The sequence below is a fragment of the Ethanoligenens harbinense YUAN-3 genome (assembly GCF_000178115.2).
Classification (GTDB): Bacteria; Bacillota; Clostridia; order Oscillospirales; family Ethanoligenentaceae; genus Ethanoligenens; species Ethanoligenens harbinense.
Genome location: NC_014828.1, coordinates 1491454 through 1510947, shown reverse-complemented (window position 1 = coordinate 1510947; position 19494 = coordinate 1491454). Strand labels below are relative to the sequence as shown.

Here is a 19494-nt window from a genome sequence, read left to right as displayed (position 1 = left end):
GTGCCTGCTGGCTGTTCCTTGACGATTGGCCACAAAATTTTCGAGGCGATCATGCTACATTTTGCAAAACAACATTGAAAATGATTCTCGATATTATTATAATAAAGATGGTAACAGATAGCTGATATTGCATAAGCATGATAAACGGGAGGCATCCGCAATGAAACTGGTATTGATTCGTCACGGAGAAAGTGAATGGAACAAACTCAATTTATTTACAGGCTGGACCGATGTGGATCTTTCAGAAACCGGTATAAAAGAAGCGCAGACAGCCGGCGAACTGCTGAAAGAGGATGGATATGACTTTGATATCTGCTATACATCGTATCTGAAACGCGCCATCCATACGCTTAACCTGACTTTAGAAGCGCTCGATCGGGAGTGGCTGCCGGTCATTAAGACATGGCGCCTGAATGAGCGCCATTATGGAGCCCTGCAGGGGCTGAACAAAGCGGAAACGGCCCAAAAATATGGTGAAGAGCAGGTAAAAATCTGGCGCCGGTCTTTTGACGTGCAGCCGCCCGCTTTGGAAGAAAGCGATACGCGCAATCCCCGCAACCAGGAGCAGTATCGGGCGGAAAACAAAAAGGAGCTTCCGCTGGCGGAAAGCCTGAAAGATACCATTGCCCGTGCTGTGCCATATTTTGAAGACGTCATTAAAAAAGACATGCTGGCGGGGAAGCGGGTACTGATTGCAGCGCATGGCAATTCCATCCGGGCACTGGTCAAATATTTTGACGATCTTTCCGCCGAAGAAATCATGGGGGTTAACATTCCCACCGGTATACCGCTGGTTTACGAATTTGACGAAACATTCAAAGCGGTCGGCAAGCAGTATTTAGGCGATGCAGACGTCGTGGCTGCCAAAATGGCCAGCGTGGCCAATCAAGGCAAGGCCAAATAATCCGCCGCATTTAAAATCCGGAAGCAAAGACGAACTCTTTGCTTCCGGATTTTATGTTTACCTCACTAATGTGCTGCCGGAAGAAATGTGCCGTATGACACCGTTTGGGGTGCGTACGACAAGTCCGCCCCGCTCGTCAATATCGACTGCCGTTCCGTGCACTTCCATGCCGTTTTCCATGAAGGATACCGGACGGCCCAACGTGACGGAATGGTCTTTGCAATATGTGATCGCGCATTCCATACCGGTTGCTCCATCTCCCAACAAATAAGCTCGTTCCAACGCTTCCAGGATGGTGCAACACAGTTTTTGTCGGGACTGCGCCTTCCCTGTTTCCCGTTTCAGTGAAGTCGCTTTCTCTGCCAATTCGGGCAGAAAATCTTCGGCATTCTGGTTCACATTCACCCCGATGCCCACCACTGCATACTGCACACGGTCAATTTCCCCACTGCTTTCGGTCAGCACGCCGCTTATTTTTTTATCGTTCACCAATATATCGTTAGGCCACTTGATCTGCACGGCTTTCACCATCGTTTCAAGTGCCTGCCCCACAGCGGCGCAGGCTATTTGGGTAATGCACGGCACAGAGGGCAGATCAAGCGTGGGACGCAGAATCACCGACATCCATATTCCCTCCATTGGCTTGGAATCCCATGTTCGGCCTGCGCATCCCCTGCCCCCGGTTTGTGTCTCCGCAACCACGATCGTTCCCTCCGGCTCACCCTGTTCAGCTAGCTCCTTTGCCTTTCTGTTAGTGGAATCGATGGACTGGAAATGGATAATCCTGCGCCCCAGTACACGTGTTTGCAGAAGATCGTTTAATTCTGCTTCGCTCATGGTGTCCGCCCGCGCGGTCAGTTTATATCCTTGGCTTGGAAGCGAGTCCACTCCATATCCATCGCGTTCTATTTGCTTAACGGCTTTCCAGACGGCGGCTCTTGTAACGCCAAGCTTCGTGCTGATCGCTTGGCCGGAAACGAACCGATCCTGATTCTGCCTGAGAATAGCTAATACTTCCTCTTTTATCATACAGACGAGCTCCATTGTTCAAATTCATGCACAAACAACCAGTGCTGTTTATAGTATACCACAACATTGTGATCGGGTTGACAATCTTTTCAGAAAATGCTATACTCGTTCATTGTAAACTGATATGCATCGATATAGTTTACGATATGCTGTATACTGTTTATTGGAGGAGAAGATATGCCCGTCAAAACCAGAAAGATCGTACTTACCGCCTTTTTTGCCGCTCTGACCGCAGTGGGCGCGTTCATCAAAATCCCCATTGGACCAGTCCCCATTACCTTGCAGCTTCTTTTTACCGCTCTGGCCGGCGTGTTGCTGGGGCCGTATTTTGGTGCGCTGTCGCAACTCGTTTATGTGGTGCTGGGACTGATCGGTCTTCCGATCTTTACCGGCGGCGGCGGTCCGCAGTATGTTCTCAGTCCCACTTTCGGATATCTGATCGGGTTTATCGTTGGTGCATTTGTAATTGGTAAGATCACGCAGAACCAAACCAAACTGTCTTTTCGGCGAGTGCTGGCAGGGTGTTTGGCGGGCTTGCTGATCATCTATGTCATTGGCGTTCCGTATCTCTACCTGATACTGAACCATGTGACGCATGTCCCCATGACGTTCGGCAATGCACTCCTGACAGGTTTTGTTGTCTTTTTACCGGGTGATATTGCCAAATGTATTCTGGTCGCCTTGCTTGGAAAGAGAGTTGTCCCGATTCTCCGGCAAACCCGGTTGGCATAAGGAGCGGATTTTATTGAATACCCTATATGCAAATCTGTTAAAGCACGCCGAAGCCGTATTGTCCGGAGGAAATATCACCGCGAACAATGCGCTTGCGCTTTCAGAAGCAGAAGGAAGCGACCTGTTCCTGCTCTGCGCACTTGCCAATAAAATCCGCGAAACGTTCACGGGAAATGCAGTCGATCTGTGCTCGGTCATCAACGCGAAATCCGGCGGCTGCACGGAAGACTGTGCATTTTGTGCACAATCGGCACACCATCGCACCAACGCTCCCTGCCATCCGTTGCTGGACGAGGATGTGATCGTGGAAATGGCCATCCGGCGCGAACAGGCTGGCGCAAAACACTGCGATATCGCCACCAGCGGACTTGGCTACACCGGCGACGAACCGGATTTCCAACATATTTTGTCCGCATTCCGGAAGATGCGGGAAAAGACTTCCTTGAAAATCTGTGCCTGCTTGGGCACACTGACTGAACAAGCTGTCCGGGCATTGAAAGATTGTAGAGTGGAACGATATAACCACAATCTGGAAACTTCCCGGAGTTTTTACTCCCATGTGTCAACCACACATGGATATGATGAACGGGTGCAGACCATCCGCTTTGCCAAGCAGGCCGGCCTGGAGGTCTGCTCCGGCATGATTATCGGCATGGGGGAAACAATGGCACAGCGCATCGAACATGCATACCTGCTCAAAGAACTGGATGTGGACGCCGTACCGGTGAACCTCCTGAGTCCCGTGCCGGGCACGCGGATGGAAAACCAAAAACCGATCGAACCGCTCGAAGCGCTGAAAACCTTTGCCATTCTGCGTTTTATCTTGCCGGACAAGAACATCCGGTATGCGGGCGGCCGGGAAAACGGCCTGAAAACCCTGCAACCGTTCGGCCTGGTTTCCGGGCTGAATGGCATGCTGATCGGTGATTACCTGACTCTTGGCGGACAAGCCGCCTCCAGCGACATAGAGATGCTGGAGGCGTTGCATTTGTCCCGTTGATCCACGTTTGCGTGAGCGCTGTGGAATTCCCCAGTCATGATGATTGCATATTGCTTATTCGACCCGACCGCGCAGGCCGGGTTTTGGTTTTGCGAAACAATCAGCCGACCGTATCTTCAAACAGCTGTTCTGCATAACGGACGGCTCCCATGGCATCTTTGGCGTAAAAATCCGCACCGATGCGGGCAGCGTATTCCGCATTGAGCACCGCGCCGCCCACCATAATCTTGCATGCGGGCACATCCTTGCGCAATTGCCGGATGGTCTCCTCCATATTTTCCACGGTAGTGGTCATCAGCGCGCTTAACCCCACCAGATGCACCTGTTCGTTCCGCGCAGTTTTCACCACATCGGCAGGCAGCACGTTCTTACCGAGATCAATCACCTCATAGCTGTAGTTTTGCAGCAAAATCTTGACGATGTTTTTGCCGATGTCGTGAATATCACCTTTTACAGTGGCCAGAATGACTTTGGCCTTGCGGGTTTTCTGCCCGTCCACGTCCAGCTTGCCGCGCAGTACTTCAAAGGCGGCGCGGGCGGCTTCCGCACTCATCAGCAGCTGCGGCAGAAACAGCACGCCCGTTTCAAAATCATACCCCACCTGATCAAGCGCGGGGATGAGTTGCTCCTCGATAATGTCCAGCGGCTGCTTGGTTACCACCAGTTGTTCGGCCGCCTCCGCCGCACTTGTCTTCAGTCCGGTCACGATCGCGTCGAACAGCGAAATGATCTCCCCGTGTGACAGCGGCGCGGTTTTTTCCTTCTGGCCGCTGTAAGCCGCAATATATTCCATGCACTGTTCATCTTTTCCGGACAGCGCCCGATATGCCCGGTAAACATCCATCATGGCTTGCGACTTGGGGTTGACGATTGCGGCGTCCAGTCCACGCTGCAGCGCCATGGTAAAAAAGGCCGCGTTGAGCTTTTCGCGCTCCGGCAGACCGAACGCAACATTGGAAACACCCAGCGATGTGTGCAGCCCCAGTTCCCGGTGGATACGTTCCAGCGCTTCCAGCGTGACGGCGGCGTTCTCTTGTCCCGCGCTGATGGTCATTACCAGCGGGTCCACCAGCAGATTTTCGGGCGCGATACCGTAAGTTGCGGCGGTTTCCATGATCTTGCGGGCGATCTGCACCCGCCCTTCGGCCGTGGCGGGAATCCCGCTTTCATCCAGTGTAAGGGCGACCACCACGCCGCCGTATTTTTTTACCAACGGAAAGATGGCATGCATGGATTCTTCCTTGCCATTGACCGAATTGATGAGTGCTTTGCCGCTGTAAAGCCGCAAAGCACGTTCCATTGCCTCCGGCGAAGACGTATCGATCTGCAGTGGAATGTCCACCACGCCCTGCAATGCGGAAACCACTTTTGCCATCACATTTGGTTCGTCCAGTTCCGGCAGACCGACGTTGACATCCAGCACATGCGCGCCCAGCTGCATCTGTGCGATGCCTTCCTGCAGTACATAGTCGATATCGCCGTCGCGCAGCGCCTGTTTGAGCCGCGGCTTTCCGGTAGGGTTGATGCGCTCCCCGATCAGCACCGGCGCGATGTGGGCGAAATCGACCGCTTTGGCATATGAGGAAACCACCGTATGCCTTTTAGGAACCAGCGGCACGGGAACTATGTTTTTGCATGTGCGCACTTCTGCGGCGATATATTCCGGCGTGGTACCGCAGCAGCCGCCGACGATCCATGCTCCGCCGCGTACAATTTCCCGCATCTCCCCGGCGAACGCGTCCGGTCCGATGGTGTATATGGTGCGTCCGCGCTCGGTTTTAGGCAGACCTGCATTTGGGTTGATGATAACGGGAACCGACGCGCATTCCAGCAATCCGGGCAACAGGCGGCGCATCAAATCCGGCCCAAACCCGCAGTTGAGACCGAGCGCGTTCACCCCCAAGCCTTCCAGCAACGCCACCGCCGAGGGAATATCTCCTCCCGTAAGCAGCTTGCCCTTATCATCCGAAACAAGGGTGGCGAAAACCGGCAGGTTGGTTCGTTCCTTGGCGGCCAGTACGGCGGCTTTGCATTCATACGTGTCGGTCATCGTTTCGATCAGGATAAGATCGGCGCCCGCTTTTGCACCAATCTCCGCCTCCTCGCCGAACACCTCCACCGCGCGCTCAAAGGGCAGATCGCCTATCGGTTCCAGCAATTTACCGGTAGGGCCGATGTCCATCGCCACCAGCCCGTCCGATCCGGCCGCCTCTTTGGCCAGCCGCACGCCTTCAGTAATGACACGTTCCAAAAGGCCCGCTTCCGGATATTTGAAACGGTTGGCGCCAAAGGTATTGGTTTTGATGATCTCCGCGCCGGCGGCGCGGTAAGCGCTGTGGATATCCCGCACCACATCCGCATGCGTCAGATTCCACAGCTCGGGCAGTTCACCCGGTTCAAGCCCTTTAGCCTGCAATAAGGTACCCATCCCGCCGTCGAAAAAGACAATCCGTTTCCCCAGATCTTCCAGAACACGCATCTTTTTTATCCCCTTCTGAATACGCAATCCATTTTTGAGCAGGACGCGCACTTTTCTGTGTGGCAGCTCTGCTGTTCGGGCGTCAGGCCAATTACGGCCGTCACGGATTTCGATGGAGCCAGCACATACCCCTCCGTCATCGTCAGCCCAATTCGCTTGGAGCAGGCGAGCCGCTCAATAAAATCGCGCTGATGGCGGATATCGAAATCGCCGTACCCCGGGCTGAAACGCGGACGCAGAAAAAGTCCCCGTTCCGCGGATTCTTCCCGAATGGTTTCCTCGCAGACGTCGCAGTAACGTTCGATAAGCTCCGCCGCGCAAGCCTGCAAAATCACCATAGTGGAAACGTCCACCTGAGCATACCGGCGTAGCAATACGTCCGGCCCCGGCCCCAGTGTGGCCGCAAACAGGACCGCTTCCGTACAGCCGCGCAGATGGTTCCAAAGGATGTGGCTCGTCACCCGCATCGTGCCGATGGCCACCACATCGCCCACTTCCAGCGTAAGCGGATAGGACGCACTGACCATGCGAGGAGCGGCGCTTTCCAGCAACAGCTCTGAGCACTGCCGGATCTTTTTCAGAACGCTTTCGTCCGCGGGCTGACCGCGGTAGCCCAAATACCGCAGGACTTCCTTTTGCCTGATTTCCAGCATTATTTTATGATCTCCGAAATGTTTTCAAAAATTTTCAAAGCCACATCCGGCTGGTTCATCGTATAAAGATGGATGGCCCGCACCCCGTTGGAGATCAGGTCGATGATCTGCTCGGTCGCGTAGGCAATACCCGCCTGCCGCATGGAAGCCGGGTCGTTTGCAAATCGGTCGGCCATATTGGAAAAACGCGGCGGCAGCGCCGCGCCCGAAAGGGCGCAGATGCGTGCGATCTGCCTAGCATTGGTTACCGGCATCACGCCCGCGACGACAGGCACGCGAATATCCTTCGCCAGAATGCGGTAAAGAAAACTGTAAAACACATTGTTGTCAAAAAACATTTGTGTCGTGAGAAAATCGCAGCCGCATTCCACTTTTTCCTTGAGATGCGCAATGTCTTCTTCCCGGCTTGTGGATTCCACATGCCCCTCCGGATAGCAGGCGGCGCCGATGCAGAAATCTCCCTGCGAACGGATCTCACATACCAGCTCGCTCGCATACCGGTATTGTTGCTGCACCGGGACGTTTCCGTCTTGCGGCAGATCACCGCGCAACGCCAGCACGTTCTCGATATGGTTTTGGCGCAGCTCCGCAAGCGTGTCCCGCACCATCTCTTGGGTGGAGGACACACAGGTGAGATGCGCCAATGCGGGAATACCATGTTTCTGCACGATGTCGGCAAGACGGACGGTATTGGCTTTGGTGCTGCCGCCCGCTCCATATGTCACACTGATGAAATCCGGGTGGACGGCCGCCAGCTCCTTGACGACCTCCTCGGTCTGCTGCAATTTGCCGCTCTGTTTCGGCGGAAAAATCTCACAGGATACATGAATCTTATCCTGTTGCAATATGGTACTGATTTTCATGTAGACCGTCCTTTTGAAAACGCTGCCGGGTGCGTTTCCTGAAGTGTGTTGTGTTTATTGTATCACAAGTGCGCAGCTATGCGATAACTCATGTTTTTTATGGTTTGCTATAGTCGTAATCAATATCAGAGTTTCTTTGAACCCGCTGCGCCGTCTATTCGGAAGACTCTTATCTACCCCGAACGTTCTTTCTTATGATATCGCATCCGAAAACGAATGTAAAGAAGAGAAAAACACGCATAATGGCATGTGTACAGGCCAAAACAGCATATGTTCCTACCGTACAGCAGCACCCATCGGAACAGGGTGCCGGTTTGCCGTTGCCTATTGCCATGATAGAAAAGGGTGTATGGTCTTGAAGGTCTGGATATTGAAAAAACACACATTGATTTTTGCGGCTGTGGTTACAGCGCTTTGCGTGGCTCTGGCTTTTTTTGTCATCCAATTGGTTCCGCGCGGCATCGCGGCCGCAGCCGCAAAAAAGGAATTGCCTATCTACTGTGTGGATCGAACGGAAAAAATCGCAAGCCTTTCATTCGATGCCGCATGGGGAGCCGAGGATACGCCGACGCTCATCCGTATTTTGAACGAGCACCATGTACATGCCACGTTTTTTGTGGTGGGCCAGTGGGTGGATAAATATCCGGACGCGGTCAAGGCCCTTTCGGACGCGGGCAACGAGGTGATGAACCACTCGGACACCCACCCCCACATGCCGTCTCTCTCCCGGGAAGCCATGCAGGCACAGGTCAGCCAGTGTGACCAGAAGATCGAAAAGATCACCGGCAAAAAGCCCACGCTTTTCCGTCCGCCATATGGGGATTATAACAACACGGTTATTGAAACGCTTCGCGGCATGGACCATGATGTGATACAATGGGATGTGGACAGCCTGGACTGGAAAGGAATCTCCGCAGATGCGATCCAGAAACGCGTTTTGTCCAAAGTGCGCCCCGGTTCCATCGTCCTGTTCCACAACGCCGCTCTGCACACGCCCGAAGCTCTGCCCGGTATCATCGACAGCCTGCAAAAAGACGGCTACCAGTTGGTGCCTATTTCCCAGTTGATCTACCATGGGGCCTATACCATTGATACGCAGGGGCGGCAGCATGCCGTCACATCGTCAACCGAAAGCAGCCATGCGGCAGATGCGGCCTCTACCGGCCTTTTCTGAACCGTCTGCTAAACCGCATACGTTGCAACTCACTCTTTCGGACAGATGCGCCGGTCAACCGGAAATATCCCGGATGTACCAGCAAAATCAAGCCAGGCGTTCGGTTCCTTTTCGCCTGGCGGCCTGCGCGATGACCGGACAAGCCCAATCCTGCAAGCAGTTCACGCACGATGCCATGGCAAAATATGCAATTCTCCTTTCTTTTTTATCAGCCAGCAGTACAATATTCCACAGAGAGAAAACCAAATCCTCATAAAAAGGTGAAAAACAAATGACGACTTTTGAAAGCCATGTTTGGGGTGTGACACAGTGCATCATTTCCCGCGTTGCGCGCAATGTCCCGCCTCAAACCTTTGCGGAAGCATGTAAAGACGCCAGTGAGATCGCTCTCAGGCAAAGTTTTACGGATGAAGAAATCGAAGCGGGCATCCTGCAGGCCAGAGACTGGCTGACGGAAGACGGATATCAACTGTAAGCCTTCGAAATTGGATCATGTTTGTTTGCGTTCGCACGTGTGGGACGTATAGATCGCTTTTTCCGGGAAATGCTAAGATAGATCTTTCGTGACGGCCATTTTCAGCCAAAATCCCACTGTCTTGCGGCAGTGGGATTGGTTTTGCATCTGGTGAAAGCGTCCTGCCGATGTACTTCACAGGACATAAACAGACCGGCATGAACGAATTACACAGGCAGACTAAACATGAGACCATGGAGGGAACCCATGCCGCTGCAGGACTTGATGTTGCCTGAAATCTTTCAAGGGAAAAACGCTACGCCCCCGTATTTTGAAGGCTGGTATTTTCGCCTGCAAAACGGTATGAGCAGCATATCGCTCATACCCGGTATCTGTCTTGAGCCCAGACCGCATGCATACATTCAATACCTGAATGCGGAACGGAAGCATTCCGCCTATTGGGAATATCCCATCGGGGATTTTCATTTTGATCCAAACCATTTTGAAATTTTCATCGGAAAAAACATCTTTTCAGCAGAATATATCCATCTGGATACATCTCTGTTGTTCGGTGAAGTCTTTTTCAGGGAGCGTGTCCCCTTTTCTTCCCACCGTTTGAATACGGGAATGATGGGCCCGTTTGCTTTCCTCCCGTTCATGCAGTGCAACCACGGTGTTGTTACCATCCACAGCAAGCTGAACGGAAGTCTGACCGACGAATCGGGGACGGCCGATTTCACCGGAGGAATCGGATATATCGAAAAAGATTGGGGAAAAGCGTTTCCGCAGCCATACCTCTGGACACAGGCCCATTTTGCGGACAGCACATTCATGCTCTGCCTTGCCCGTGTTCCCACGCCAGTCGGCTCCATCACCGGTATTCTGTCTTTTTTATACACCAAAGGGCAAAGATATCTGTTTGCCACATACACCGGTGCCCGCCTTTCCTCCATTTGCCGAACGGAAGACGGTGCGTTGCATTTGGATATTTGTACCCCACATCACAGACTATTTGTTCGTTTACGCGCCCGGGGAGGACTCTCTTTAAGAGCACCCGGTACTCACGGCATGGACCGGGCCATATACGAAGATCCAAACGCGGCCATCACTGTGCGTTTGGCCACCCTCTGCGGCCGCACAATCTGTCAGGGGCATAGCACCCATGCGGGCGCTGAGGTTGTGGGCGATATCCTTTCTCTGAAGCAATAAACCACGAACAAATGTCCCCACAGCAAAAAAGCAAGGCTTAAAAGCCTTGCTTTTTTGCTGTATCGGGTCACCCACGCATGCGGGAGGGAAATTCCATATTCCACACGGCATGGCGGGCGCATCGTTTCAAATGCCTGTCCTTGGGGCACGGGGTTACTTCACGGTAAAGCTGTTTACGCTCCACTGCACCGTATTGTCCCAGCCAATAGCCGCCACGTACACGGTATGCACGCCGGGAGAAAGATCTGCGGCCGGAATGGTCAGGGAAAATCCGCTGTTCGATGTGCTGGGATAGTTCCCGCTCGGATCCACAATCTTATGAACATCGGGCCGGCTGAAGAAATCGGATGTGGTGTATCTTTTGACAGGTCCGGTCACAAGATCCAGATAAACGTCAATTCGCTGAATGCCCGCATGTTCCAGTGCCCAACCTGAAACCGTCACATTGCCGCCCGGCACATCCCCTCTCGGGGAATCCACACACATACAGGAAGGCGCAACTGTAAAGGTGTGGTTCTGCCACTTCACGGTTCCATCTCCTCCAATGCCTGCCACCCAGAGCGTGTGGGTCCCGGGGCCGATCGACGTAAGCGGTAGAGTATTGACATATCCGCTGTTCACGGCACCCAGGGGGAAACTGTTATTTGCGTTTACAATAGACTGCACATCAAAACGCTTGACAAAATTGCCGTTGTTGCTGCCCAGCGACTGAAAGTTGTCTATATAATAATCCACGCGCTGCTGACCGGAACGGTTAAGCATCCAACCGGAAACAGGTAAAGCACTGTAATAATTCGTGTTTCCAGGTGAGTCGATCGTTGTGATGGCGCCGTCTTTCGTATAGAACGAATAGTCATCCCACCGCACGCTGCCATCATTGGCGATACCGGCGGCGTGAATGGTATGCTGCCCGTCACTCCAGTCATGTGTATTGAAGGCGGGAGACGTAAAGCCGCATTTATCCGGATCGAGATAATATCCGGAACAGTTCAGTGCGTTTTGCGCATCACCCCGTGGGTAAAGGGCGCTGGTAGAGCCGAGCCACTGTAAATTATCCAGATAGAAGTCCACCCGAGAAACGCCGGAACGTGCCATTTCCCACCCGGAGACCGTCACGCTGTCGGTATAGGTATTGCCCCTGGGTGAATCAATAGCGGCCAGCGAAGAAGGCGTGTTGATGAAAATACCTACGGTGGCCCAGTCACCGTCACCATAAGCACCTCCATTCAAACTGCTTAAATGTAGGCCAGGGCAGCCATCATATGTACCAGCATATTGCCACATGTCCCAATGCGGCCAGATGTTGACACTGTCAAATGACGCGGCCCCGGCCGAGTGCGGTGTCTCCGGATAGACATATTCGCCGCCATAGTCTGCCAGCCACAACCGATATTTGGCCAACGAGGTGTCGTTTTGGAAATGGTTGTTGACGTAATACGGGTTCGCGTAGATCATGATATCCTGACCACTCAACCTCTGGAACGTATCCAGAAACGTATGCATGCTCTGCACAAGCACAGCGTCGGAAAAGCCGTCCGTCACCTCCACATCCAGAGCCGGTAAACAGCTATACCCGTAATTCTTGATAACGTCATAAAAATGACTGGCTTGCGCCGCAACATAGTTCTGGTCGGTGCTGGGATGCAGCCAATGGTAGAATCCGAATTTCAGCCCTCTACCCACTGCTCCTGCCACCTCAGACGATATGGCAGGATCGGTATAGTTGGCGCCTTCCGTCGCTTTCATGTAAATGGCGCTCAGCCCATCTGCCCCCCCCACTGGCAAAGACGACCAATCTACACTGTCTCCATGATAAATATCAATTACATGGTATAGGGTCGTACTGCCAGGCGAGATATTGGCCGCGGAAACATGCTGCGGCTGACAGAAAAACAGCCCCAGCGCAACGGAAACGGAAAGAACGATGCCTCCTGTTCTCCTCACGACTGATTTTTTCTTTTTGCTTACATACTCCGAAAGGGTTGGCGAAATGGACAAAGCAAAACACTTCTCCTCTCAACATCAGTGTGTCCAAGCGACAAAATCATTCACCTCCAAAGGCTTCATCGCTGCATCCAAGTGATTTACCTGTTTCTAATCTATCTGTTTCCATTTTATCATATTTTGGAACGGATGGACAGAAAATGTCATATTTTCGCCCAAAAATTACAGAAAAATTACATCATTTTAAAACCATCCTGTACCATTGGAAAAAATGCGTGCAAAAACAGCTGGTCTGGAGCACAGCTGCTCAGGGCCAGTTTGTTTATCACAGCGCCGTTGCGGAAATTTTGGTTTCTATAAAACTTCGTTAAGCATCGGAAATGTATACCCGATGCTGCGCCGCTTATAGGAACGACGCGGGCGGCTGAAAACCGCCCGAAACTGTGGTATTATTTCAATCTTGCAAAAACGCCCCTGCGTTCTTGTTGTCCGTTACAGGTGGAAACAGAAAAAGTGTATACCCACTTTCTCTTACAATGTGTCTTCGGCCTCAAGGGCTTTGACCAAACGACGTCTACCCGTATCTGCGGGCATGTATGTACCAATTTCACAATCCCGCAAAAATCCAAGGCGGGTATAAAACGTGCAGAGTGAGAATGCGCATTCCAGAACGGGAAGCTTCCCGCAGCCGAGCAGATCGGCACAGGCTGCCTGAACCAACGCGGTTGCAAATCCCCTGCCCCGCCACGCTTTTCCGGTGGCCACGCTGCTGATGAGCCCCGCCCAGCGGCTCTCCGCGCTGATGAGGCAAGCGGCGGCAGGCTCGTCGTCCACCCGCACCAGATATGCACGTGCGCATCCATGCCGGATGCGATGGCTGATATCCACATACCACGCGTTAAACGGGGCGCAGGTTGCCCCTTCCACCGCGTAAACGTCCCGCAGGTCAGGGCTGCGTTCAATCCGGACCTCGGGTACGTTTGCGGGAATGACCGCATAGGCCGCCATGCGCACATATCGGTCAAGCACACCCCCGGGCAGCCGCGCCGCAATTTTCTCCAGAGGTGCGTATGCGCCCATCAGCCTTGCAAAATTCGGACTCCACTGGAAAAATCTCGCCAAGTCGGCGTAATCCGCCCCCCGATCCATCAGCAGAAACGTGTCGTCGATCTGTGCCAGCACCGCGCGATGATGATCCTGCAAATAGATGGAAAAAAAAGCATGACCGGTACCATAGGCATCGAGCAGGGAGGCAATGCGTACCGAATCCGTTGCCCGGCGTGCAAAAAACGGCAAGAGCCATACAGCCTGCTCATCATCGATCTGCGAGATCATAGGCAGGTCCCGCTTTCTTCAGCGGCACCGGATGTTTTCTTCACCTCAACGGCTAACCGGATGCTCCGGCCCGGTACACATCGCAAATACATGCCGCAGCTTCCTTTCAACACCTGGTGGAATATGGATTTAAAGAGCGTTTACAATATTTTTAAACAGATCGCCGCGGGTCTCAAAATCTTTGAACATATCGAAACTGGCACAGGCGGGAGAAAGCAGCACCACATCCCCGGAGGCAGCCTGTGCGCGAGCCGTTTGCACAGCCTCCTCCAGGCCGGAGACCCGCAGGATCGGCGGCTCCCCGGTGGCATAACCTTCCGCGCCTTCGACTGCGGTGGCGATCTTGTCGGCTGTAGCGCCGAGCAAGATCAGACATTTGACGCTCTGCACCGCAGCCGGGCCCAGCACATCGAACGGAATGTGCTTGTCATATCCGCCGGCAATCAGGATGACCTTCTGTGAAAACGCGCGTAAGCCGGCCAGCGTCCGTGAAGGCGTCGTAGCAATCGAGTCATTGTAGTACCGCACGCCGTCGAGCTCACGCACCAGTTCAATGCGGTGTTCCACGCCGGTAAAGCTGCGTGCCACGCCCAAAATGGTTTCCGGTTTGGCCAGCCCCCAGACCGCCGCTGCGGCCGCCATATAATTTTCCACATTGTGGCTGCCAGGCAGCAAAATATCGTCCCGGTGCATCACGTAATGCTTCTGCTCACCGGACAAAAACCAGATCACGCCGTCCGCATCGGTGTAGCAGCCGAAACGCGGCGGTTCTTTCAGGCTGAATCCCAGGCATTGCCCGCGCACTTCCTCTGCCATCGGGACGGTGATGGCGTTGTCAAAATTGAGTACTGTCTTACTGCAGCCGTTCTGATGTAGAAAAATATGTTTTTTGGCCTGGATATATTCCACCATATCCTTATGCATATCGAGATGGTTGGGCGTGATATTGGTGATGACCGCAACATCCGGGCTGCGCCGCATGGAAATAAGCTGAAAACTCGAAAGCTCCACTACAGCTACGTCATCCTCGCGGATCGTTTCGATCTCCGGCAAAAGTGGCCGCCCGATGTTTCCGCCCAAATGCACCCGCCGCCCCTCGCGTTTGAGAATTTCGGAAATGAGCGTGGTCGTTGTGGTTTTGCCGTCCGAGCCGGTTACCGCAATGATCCTGCAGGGGCACACTTCAAAAAACACTTCCATCTCGGAGGTGACGGCTACGCCGCGCGCGCGGGCTTCCTCCAGTTCCGGCAGGGTATAGCGGATGCCCGGTGTGCGGAAGATCACATCAAAATCCAGGCTTTTCAGATAGGTCTCGCCCAGTTGCAGCGCGGCACCGGCCGATTCCAGTTCGTCGGCCACACTGCCCAATTGCTCACGCGTACGCTTGTCGCAGGCGCACACCTGCGCGCCTTTTTCCATGAAAGTCTTTATCAAAGGCGTATTGCTGCGGCCGATGCCGAGCATGCAGATGCGCTTGCCGCGCAGGCTGCGATAAAACGCGTCCAACCTCGAATCCAATCGTATCACCATCACTTTTTCGTCTTTCTCAGGTGCAATGCGCCCGCACGTTCCTTATTATACGGTGCCTGCATGTAAATAGCAACCTTTTGGGAAAAGAGAAACAACCCGACGCCTTGGCGACGCTCCTTTCGCGAGCATGATTTGCCAATTGACAAAACGGCGCAAAACCCGTATAATGACTAGCGCGAGCAAGCCAGACAGCCGCGGGTGCAGCGCCGAAAGGTCGCATCTGAGGAAAGTCCGAGCTCCACAGGGCAGGATAGCGGGCAACGCCCGCCGGAGGCGACTCCAGGGACAGTGCAACAGAGATATACCGCCGGGTTTCGGCCCGGCAAGGGTGGAAAGGCGAGGTAAGAGCTCACCGGCGCGCAGGAGACTGCGCGGCCCTGCAAACCCTATCCGGAGCAACACCCGTAGGGGAGTTATACGCTAGCCCGGCGTTATCCCCGTGATGGTGGCGTGAGCCGTGTGGCAACGCACGGCCAAGATAGATGGCTGTCAAAAACAGAACTCGGCTTACAGACTTACTCGCACCAGTAAAACGGAGGCGCCACACGGCGTCTCCGTTTTTTGATACCGCACGCCTTGCCCGCTTCGCCGGAATCGCACGCCTGCCGCGCATTATTGTGTATCATCGGGAAGAATGGTATAATGTGGCCAGACAGATTACGCATATCTGACATGGAAGGTTTGAACACCATGGACGATCATACAGCCCATTCCTCATGCTCGGCTCCAAGCCCCATTCAGCAGCTTCCCGCCGGGCAGGTATACAACGCGTTGGACAGCGCCCCCTCTGGCCTGACGGCAGAGCAGGTGCAGACGCGGCAGGCACAATATGGGAAAAACCAAATCGAAACGCAAAAGAAGCGCTCGCCCGTTTTGCTGTTTTTGGCGAACTTCACGCATTTGATGGCCATTCTGCTCTGGATTGCGGGCATCATCGCCCTGCTTGCGGGGATGCCGCAGTTGGCTGTCGCCGTCTGGATGGTCAATGTCATCAACGGCGTATTCAGCTTCTGGCAGGAATTCCGTGCAGGCAAGGCCACCGAGGCGCTGCGGAAGATGCTCCCGTCGTATGTGCGGATCATCCGCCACGGACAGGAACAAAAGATTCTCGCGGAAGACCTGGTGCCAGGCGATGTCATGCTGCTGGCAGAGGGCGACCGTATTTCCGCCGATGCCCGGCTTATAACATGCAGCGACCTGCAGGCCGATCAATCCACGCTCACCGGGGAATCGAACCCCGTGCGCAAAACCGCCGACGCCGTTCTGAAAACCGGTCTGGCGCGTGCGGAGATCCCAAACCTGGTCTTCGCGGGCACTAGTGTTTCGGAAGGCAACGGTACGGCCATGGTAACGCAGACCGGCATGAAGACAGAATTCGGGAAGATTGCCAACCTCACGCAGGAGATGGGGGCGGATAAAAGCCCGCTGCAAAAGCAGCTCGACCGCCTGACCCAACAGATTTCCGTCATTGCCATCTCGTTTGGCGTCAGTTTCTTTCTCGCTGCGTTTTTCTTTGTACGTGAACCGCTTGCTCCGTCGTTTATTTTTGCACTGGGCATGATCGTCGCATTCATCCCCGAAGGTCTGCTCCCCACTGTAACGCTTTCGCTGGCCATGGCCGTACAGCGGATGTCCCGCCGCAACGCACTGGTCAAAAAACTCGCGTCGGTTGAGGCTCTGGGAAGCACCTCTGTCATCTGCACCGACAAGACCGGCACGCTTACGCAGAACGAGATGACGGTCATCCATCTCTGGCTGGCGGGCCGTGAATTTGAAGTAACCGGCACGGGCTATGCGCCCGTCGGCGAAGTGCGGGAAAACGGCAGAACAATCACGGCGGATAACGACGCGAACCTCCGACTCCTGCTCTCGGCCGCTGCGCTGTGCAACAACGCCCGCCTGCTGCCGCCAAATAACGAATTCGGGCGATATACGGTGCTGGGCGATCCCACGGAAGCCTGCCTGGGCGTAGCGGCTCAAAAAGCGGGCGTTGACCCACACGCGCTGGCCGAACACACGCCGCGCCTGCGGGAACTGCCATTCGAATCGCGCCGCAAACGCATGTCCACCATTCATCAACTGGAAACCCCGGTGGAAAACGCGTCGCGCATCGCTTACATAAAAGGCGCGCCGAACGAGATCGTCCGACTGAGCACCTTCATCCGCATCGCCGGCAAAACAGAACCCATGACCGAGGAACTGCGCACGCAGATCATGGAGGCAAACGACCGGTATGCCCGCGGCGGACTGCGTGTGCTGGGGGTGGCATACCGTCTGCTGCGGCCGCAAGATGGTCTGCCAGTCGCTCTGAGCGCCTACACGCCGGAAACCATCGAGCGGGAGATGGTGTTCATAGGGCTCACCGTCATGGCCGACCCACCCCGTCCCGAGGTGGCCGCCGCCGTGGAGCAATGCCGCCGCGCCGGCATCCGCATCATTATGATCACCGGCGACTACGGACTGACGGCTGAAAGCATCGCCAAGCGCATCGGGATCGTGCAGGGTGAACATCCGCGTGTCGTATCCGGGATTGATCTGGCAAACCTCAGCGATGCACAGTTGAAGTCCTACTTAAAGGATGAGATCATTTTCGCACGGGTGGCGCCCGAGCAAAAGCTTCGCGTGGTCTCCTGCCTGCAGGAAATGGGTGAGATCGTGGCGGTGACGGGCGACGGCGTAAACGACTCCCCTGCCCTGAAAAAAGCCGACATCGGCGTGGCCATGGGTATTACCGGCACGGATGTCGCCAAGGAAGCGGCCGACATGATCCTCACCGACGACAATTTTGCCTCGATTGTACATGCCATTGAGGAGGGCCGCGCGGTTTACAGCAACATCCGCAAATTCCTGCTGTATATCTTCAACGCCAACATGCAGGAGGCCATCCCTTCGGCCATGTTTTTATTCTCACGCGGCGCCATCCCGCTGCCGCTCACCGTCATGCAGCTTCTGACCATTGATCTGGGCACCGATATGCTGCCTGCGCTGGGACTTGGCACCGAGCGCCCGGAAGCAACTACTATGTCGCAGCCGCCGCGCGACCCCAAAGAGCCACTGCTCACCCGCAGTGTGACCTTGCGCGCTTTTCTGTGGTATGGTCTGCTGGGTTCGGCCGCATCGGCGTTTTCCTATTTCTTTATCAACCTGCGTAACGGCTGGCCGGCCGTGCCGCTTGCCAGCGGCAATGACCCTGTCTATTTCCAGGCCACTGCTATATCGCTGGCCGCCATCGTTTTTGTCCAGATCGGCGCCGTATTCAACTGCCGCACGGAACGGCAGTCGGTCTTCCGCATCGGGCTGTTCAGCAACAAGCAGATCAACCGGGGTATTTTGTTGGAACTTATCCTGATTTTTGCGTTGATCTACCTGCCGCCGATGCAGCAGGTCTTTCATATGGCCGCGCTGGATATCTGGGATATCCTGCTTCTGTGCGCCTGGCCGCCGCTTATTCTGATCATTGAGGAGGCACGTAAGGCGTTGGCCCGCCGTAATGAACGAAAACGCCGTCCCGGAAAGGCAGGAGAAACAGGATGAACATTATCATCATCGGTCTGGGCAGGCTTGGTACCGGCCTGGCAGACGACCTTATAAAAAAAGGCCGGCAGGTCACAGTCATCGATTCCGACTCCGCCAGTTTTAAGGCGCTTGGGGAAATGTTCGCCGGAACCCGCATCGTGGGAGACGGAATGGACCGCCGTACGCTGGAGCAGGCAAAGATCGGTGAGACCGATGCGCTGATCGCCTGCACGGGTAACGACGAGGCCAACATCGTCATCGCCCGCATCGCCAAAAATATTTTCCTTGTTCCACACGTGGTGGCACGCCTGTACGACATGGGAAAAACAGACACCTACCGACGTATCGGCATTCAGACGATCTCCACCACCGCGTGGGGCATTGAGCGCGCATCGGAGCTGCTCACCTATCATGATCTGGACAGCATCTGCGATCTTGGCGACGGTTCGGTACAGGTGGTGCGCATTGATGTTCCTCCCCTGCTGACAGGGCGCATGGTGCGGGAACTGACGGCTATTGGTGAAATCCATGTCATCGGCATTCGCCGCGGCGGCCGGACCTTCATTCCCACCACCGGCACCATTCTGGAATCGGGCGACGTGCTTTACGCCGCTATGCTCGTTTCCGCCTCCGGCAGGCTGAGAGCCATGCTGGGCCTCTGAGAAAGAAGGG

At 54.5% G+C, this 19494-nt stretch carries 16 protein-coding genes and 1 other RNA gene; 10 read left to right on the top strand and 7 right to left on the bottom strand.

Annotated elements, in window-relative coordinates:
• The first annotated feature begins 160 nt into the window (after positions 1-160).
• On the top strand, positions 161-904 hold the full coding sequence (gene gpmA, locus ETHHA_RS06985) for a 2,3-diphosphoglycerate-dependent phosphoglycerate mutase (protein ID WP_013485275.1): 744 nt from the start codon (positions 161-163) through the stop codon (positions 902-904).
• 57 nt (positions 905-961) lie between these two features.
• Here the strand turns inward: gpmA and ETHHA_RS06980 are convergent, their stop codons facing one another.
• Entirely contained in the window at positions 962-1933 is a 972-nt protein-coding gene (locus tag ETHHA_RS06980; RefSeq protein ID WP_013485274.1) for a biotin--[acetyl-CoA-carboxylase] ligase, read from the bottom strand.
• Positions 1934-2110: 177 nt separating this feature from the next.
• Between ETHHA_RS06980 and ETHHA_RS06975 the strand changes: the two genes are divergently transcribed.
• Complete coding sequence (locus tag ETHHA_RS06975; protein ID WP_013485273.1) at positions 2111-2665, top strand: biotin transporter BioY; 555 nt, start codon at positions 2111-2113, stop codon at positions 2663-2665.
• A 13-nt stretch (positions 2666-2678) separates the two neighbouring features.
• Positions 2679-3665 (top strand): biotin synthase BioB, encoded by a 987-nt coding sequence (bioB, locus tag ETHHA_RS06970; RefSeq protein WP_013485272.1) that lies wholly within the window; start codon positions 2679-2681, stop codon positions 3663-3665.
• 100 nt (positions 3666-3765) lie between these two features.
• Here the strand turns inward: bioB and ETHHA_RS06965 are convergent, their stop codons facing one another.
• Genes ETHHA_RS06965 through metF form a run of 3 tightly spaced genes read right to left on the bottom strand, consistent with a single transcriptional unit; the run spans position 3766 to position 7660 of the window.
• Positions 3766-6144 (bottom strand): homocysteine S-methyltransferase family protein, encoded by a 2379-nt coding sequence (locus tag ETHHA_RS06965; RefSeq protein ID WP_013485271.1) that lies wholly within the window; start codon positions 6142-6144, stop codon positions 3766-3768.
• A gap of 5 nt (positions 6145-6149) precedes the next feature.
• Positions 6150-6797: a vitamin B12 dependent-methionine synthase activation domain-containing protein gene (locus tag ETHHA_RS06960; protein ID WP_013485270.1), complete on the bottom strand. Its 648-nt coding sequence runs from the start codon at positions 6795-6797 to the stop codon at positions 6150-6152.
• Positions 6797-7660 (bottom strand): methylenetetrahydrofolate reductase [NAD(P)H], encoded by an 864-nt coding sequence (metF, locus tag ETHHA_RS06955; RefSeq protein WP_013485269.1) that lies wholly within the window; start codon positions 7658-7660, stop codon positions 6797-6799. The genes ETHHA_RS06960 and metF overlap by 1 nt, the downstream gene beginning before the upstream one ends.
• Before the next feature lie 370 nt (positions 7661-8030).
• Here metF and ETHHA_RS06950 point away from each other — a divergent pair, with 370 nt between their 5' ends.
• The 3 genes from ETHHA_RS06950 to ETHHA_RS06940 all read left to right on the top strand — a co-directional run bounded on the left by ETHHA_RS06950 (position 8031) and on the right by ETHHA_RS06940 (position 10497).
• A complete protein-coding gene (locus tag ETHHA_RS06950; RefSeq protein ID WP_242822100.1) occupies positions 8031-8834 on the top strand; it encodes a polysaccharide deacetylase family protein in 804 nt (267 codons plus the stop codon).
• Between the two features lie 271 nt (positions 8835-9105).
• Positions 9106-9309 (top strand): hypothetical protein, encoded by a 204-nt coding sequence (locus ETHHA_RS06945; RefSeq protein WP_013485267.1) that lies wholly within the window; start codon positions 9106-9108, stop codon positions 9307-9309.
• A 246-nt stretch (positions 9310-9555) separates the two neighbouring features.
• Positions 9556-10497 carry a tocopherol cyclase family protein gene (locus tag ETHHA_RS06940; protein ID WP_013485266.1) on the top strand — a complete coding sequence of 314 codons (942 nt, stop codon included), beginning with the start codon at positions 9556-9558 and terminating at the stop codon, positions 10495-10497.
• Between the two features lie 153 nt (positions 10498-10650).
• On the opposite strand, the gene ETHHA_RS14545 is transcribed toward ETHHA_RS06940, so the two are convergent.
• A complete protein-coding gene (locus ETHHA_RS14545; protein ID WP_159033364.1) occupies positions 10651-12441 on the bottom strand; it encodes a glycoside hydrolase family 25 protein in 1791 nt (596 codons plus the stop codon).
• 38 nt (positions 12442-12479) lie between these two features.
• Here ETHHA_RS14545 and ETHHA_RS06930 point away from each other — a divergent pair, with 38 nt between their 5' ends.
• Entirely contained in the window at positions 12480-12812 is a 333-nt protein-coding gene (locus tag ETHHA_RS06930; RefSeq protein ID WP_137143869.1) for a hypothetical protein, read from the top strand.
• Between the two features lie 160 nt (positions 12813-12972).
• Here the strand turns inward: ETHHA_RS06930 and ETHHA_RS06925 are convergent, their stop codons facing one another.
• Together ETHHA_RS06925 and murD are read right to left on the bottom strand one after the other, a co-directional pair.
• The gene (locus ETHHA_RS06925) at positions 12973-13776 is read right to left on the bottom strand and encodes a GNAT family N-acetyltransferase (protein ID WP_013485264.1); all 804 of its coding nucleotides are present in this window, start codon (positions 13774-13776) and stop codon (positions 12973-12975) included.
• A gap of 129 nt (positions 13777-13905) precedes the next feature.
• Complete coding sequence (gene murD / locus ETHHA_RS06920) at positions 13906-15306, bottom strand: UDP-N-acetylmuramoyl-L-alanine--D-glutamate ligase (protein ID WP_083803654.1); 1401 nt, start codon at positions 15304-15306, stop codon at positions 13906-13908.
• 176 nt (positions 15307-15482) lie between these two features.
• Between murD and rnpB the strand changes: the two genes are divergently transcribed.
• The 3 genes from rnpB (at position 15483) to ETHHA_RS06910 (ending at position 19484) form a co-directional block, all read left to right on the top strand.
• Positions 15483-15832: RNase P RNA component class A (rnpB, locus tag ETHHA_RS14845), an RNA gene on the top strand.
• 164 nt (positions 15833-15996) lie between these two features.
• Positions 15997-18840, top strand: coding sequence for a cation-translocating P-type ATPase (locus ETHHA_RS06915; protein ID WP_013485262.1), 2844 nt, complete (start codon positions 15997-15999; stop codon positions 18838-18840).
• The gene (locus ETHHA_RS06910) at positions 18837-19484 is read left to right on the top strand and encodes a potassium channel family protein (RefSeq protein ID WP_013485261.1); all 648 of its coding nucleotides are present in this window, start codon (positions 18837-18839) and stop codon (positions 19482-19484) included. Before ETHHA_RS06915 ends, ETHHA_RS06910 begins: the two co-directional genes overlap by 4 nt.
• Positions 19485-19494 lie beyond the last annotated feature (10 nt).

Excerpts from the sequence above, each read along its gene's own strand:
- ETHHA_RS06965 (WP_013485271.1), bottom strand. The coding sequence starts at position 6,144 with ATGCGTGTTCTGGAAGATCTGGGGAAACGGATTGTCTTTTTCGACGGC.
- ETHHA_RS06960 (WP_013485270.1), bottom strand. The coding sequence starts at position 6,797 with ATGCTGGAAATCAGGCAAAAGGAAGTCCTGCGGTATTTGGGCTACCGC.
- gpmA (WP_013485275.1), top strand. The coding sequence starts at position 161 with ATGAAACTGGTATTGATTCGTCACGGAGAAAGTGAATGGAACAAACTC.
- ETHHA_RS06980 (WP_013485274.1), bottom strand. The coding sequence starts at position 1,933 with ATGATAAAAGAGGAAGTATTAGCTATTCTCAGGCAGAATCAGGATCGG.
- ETHHA_RS06925 (WP_013485264.1), bottom strand. The coding sequence starts at position 13,776 with ATGATCTCGCAGATCGATGATGAGCAGGCTGTATGGCTCTTGCCGTTT.
- murD (WP_083803654.1), bottom strand. The coding sequence starts at position 15,306 with ATGGTGATACGATTGGATTCGAGGTTGGACGCGTTTTATCGCAGCCTG.
- ETHHA_RS06975 (WP_013485273.1), top strand. The coding sequence starts at position 2,111 with ATGCCCGTCAAAACCAGAAAGATCGTACTTACCGCCTTTTTTGCCGCT.
- metF (WP_013485269.1), bottom strand. The coding sequence starts at position 7,660 with ATGAAAATCAGTACCATATTGCAACAGGATAAGATTCATGTATCCTGT.
- ETHHA_RS06910 (WP_013485261.1), top strand. The coding sequence starts at position 18,837 with ATGAACATTATCATCATCGGTCTGGGCAGGCTTGGTACCGGCCTGGCA.
- ETHHA_RS06945 (WP_013485267.1), top strand. The coding sequence starts at position 9,106 with ATGACGACTTTTGAAAGCCATGTTTGGGGTGTGACACAGTGCATCATT.
- ETHHA_RS06940 (WP_013485266.1), top strand. The coding sequence starts at position 9,556 with ATGCCGCTGCAGGACTTGATGTTGCCTGAAATCTTTCAAGGGAAAAAC.
- ETHHA_RS06915 (WP_013485262.1), top strand. The coding sequence starts at position 15,997 with ATGGACGATCATACAGCCCATTCCTCATGCTCGGCTCCAAGCCCCATT.